This window comes from Pseudomonas sp. MF6776 (genome assembly GCF_016613125.1).
GTDB lineage: Bacteria > Pseudomonadota > Gammaproteobacteria > Pseudomonadales > Pseudomonadaceae > Aquipseudomonas > Aquipseudomonas iridis.
In genome coordinates this window covers 1-1,873 of the sequence record NZ_JAENSQ010000087.1, presented here as the reverse complement: position 1 = coordinate 1,873, position 1,873 = coordinate 1, and the positions used below count along the sequence as shown (strand labels likewise).

At 61.0% G+C, this 1,873-nt stretch carries 4 protein-coding genes; all 4 read left to right on the top strand.

Annotated features, from left to right (window positions below; genetic code table 11):
- Positions 1 to 181, top strand: a 181-nt coding sequence (locus tag JJD74_RS30510; RefSeq protein WP_200618097.1) for a peptide-methionine (R)-S-oxide reductase, incomplete at its 5' end; no start/stop codon positions are given.
- Position 182: 1 nt separating this feature from the next.
- A complete protein-coding gene (msrA, locus tag JJD74_RS30505) occupies positions 183 to 722 on the top strand; it encodes a peptide-methionine (S)-S-oxide reductase MsrA (RefSeq protein ID WP_003464967.1) in 540 nt (179 codons plus the stop codon).
- A gap of 140 nt (positions 723 to 862) precedes the next feature.
- Entirely contained in the window at positions 863 to 1,567 is a 705-nt protein-coding gene (locus tag JJD74_RS30500; protein ID WP_003464969.1) for a glutathione S-transferase N-terminal domain-containing protein, read from the top strand.
- Positions 1,564 to 1,873: CorA family divalent cation transporter (locus JJD74_RS30495; protein ID WP_325167037.1), on the top strand; the 310-nt coding region annotated here is incomplete at its 3' end. The genes JJD74_RS30500 and JJD74_RS30495, both read left to right, overlap by 4 nt.

The window sequence follows — 1,873 nt, the reverse complement described above, 5'->3', positions numbered from 1 at the left end:
CCGGACGGAGGTCAGGTCAGTACACGCAGACAGTCATCTCGGCCATGTGTTCCCCGATGGTCCTTCCGACCGCGGCGGTCTGCGGTACTGCATCAACTCAGCGTCCCTTCGCTTCATCCCGCGCGACGAGATGGAGTCCGAGGGATACGGTGAATATCTCGATCAAGTAGAGGAGGCTTAACATGCATCAGCGCGCTGTTCTCGCAGGAGGATGTTTCTGGGGCATGCAGGATCTGATCCGCAAGCGGCCCGGCATCATCTCGACCCGTGTGGGTTACACGGGCGGCGATATTCCGAACGCCACGTATCGTAATCACGGCACGCATGCCGAGGGGATCGAGATTGTCTTCGACCCGACAGTGACGAGCTACCGGAACATCCTGGAATTCTTCTTCCAGATCCACGATCCGACGACGCTGAACCGCCAGGGCAATGATCGTGGGCTCTCCTACCGGTCGGGCATCTATTATGTCGACGAGGAGCAGAAGCGCGTCGCCGAGGATACGATCGCCGATGTGGATGCCTCGGGGCTGTGGGATGGCAAAGTGGTGACCGAGGTCCAGCCGGTCGGCGAGTTCTGGGAGGCCGAGCCCGATCACCAGGATTATCTGGAGAAGCGCCCGGGCGGCTACACCTGCCACTTCGTCCGTCCCGGCTGGGTGCTTCCGAAGCGCCAAAAGGTTGACGACGTACAGCCAGCGGCCGGGACCGCGGCGGAATAGGCTTCACTGCCGTTGCCACTGCGCCGATCCGGTCCGCAATCTTCGTGACCGCGTCGTTCAGCGACGCGGTCATCGAACCCTACTTCAGAGTGACGGCTCGTTCCAGTCAGTCGCCATCGCAACACCAGGATCGCAGATTTATGCCAGACCTCTCGTCCTTTCCGATCACGCAGCGCTGGCCGGCATCTCATCCCGATCGCCTGCAACTCTACGCAGCCCCTACGCCCAATGGCGTCAAGGTCTCGATCATGCTTGAGGAGACTGGCCTGGCGTACGAGCCCCACCTGATCGACATCTCGAACAACGAGTCGAAGGATCCGGCGTTCGTGTCGCTGAACCCGAACGGACGCATACCGGCGATCATCGATCCGGCTGGCCCTGACGGTAGACCCATCGCCTTATGGGAATCCGGTGCGATCCTCCTCTATCTGGCCGACAAGACGGGTCAGTTCATCTCCACCGAACCAGGCCAGCGTTACGAGACCCTAGCGTGGGTGTTCTTTCAGATGTCGGCCATCGGGCCGATGTTCGGTCAGCTCGGCTTCTTCCTGCGATTTGGCGGCAAGGACTATGAGGACAAGCGGCCGCAACAGCGCTTTATCGACGAATCCACGCGTCTGCTGGGGATTCTGGATCGCCGGCTGGAAGGCCGCGACTGGATCGTCGACGACTATTCGATCGCGGACATCGCGACGCTCGGCTGGGTGAATGCGCTGGTGGAATTCTACGCTGCGGGTGACATCCTTGGCCTCAGCAGCTTTTCGAACGTCCGCGCATGGCTTGGACGCGGGCTGGCTCGACCGGCCGTCCAGCGTGGCCTCCACATTCCCGCGAGGCCAGCATGAGCATCATCGCCGCCTATTATTACAACGAAGGCAAGCGAGTTCGCGAAATCGCGCTCGATGAGCACGTCAAGTTGGGCGAGAGTCGCTCGGGCTTCTGCTGGATCGCGCTTAGCGAACCCACCCCCGAGGAACTACTCGCGATCCAAAGGACATATAATCTTCATCCGTTGGCGATCGACAACGCGATGCACCCGCTGTGCCCGCCCAAGCTCGAGGTCTACAACGATGAGTTGTACGTCGTCGCGCAGACCGCCGAGCTGGTCGGCGACCGGATCAGCTACGGCAAGATGGCGATCTTCACCGGTC

Excerpts from the sequence above, each read along its gene's own strand:
- msrA (WP_003464967.1), top strand. The coding sequence starts at position 183 with ATGCATCAGCGCGCTGTTCTCGCAGGAGGATGTTTCTGGGGCATGCAG.
- JJD74_RS30500 (WP_003464969.1), top strand. The coding sequence starts at position 863 with ATGCCAGACCTCTCGTCCTTTCCGATCACGCAGCGCTGGCCGGCATCT.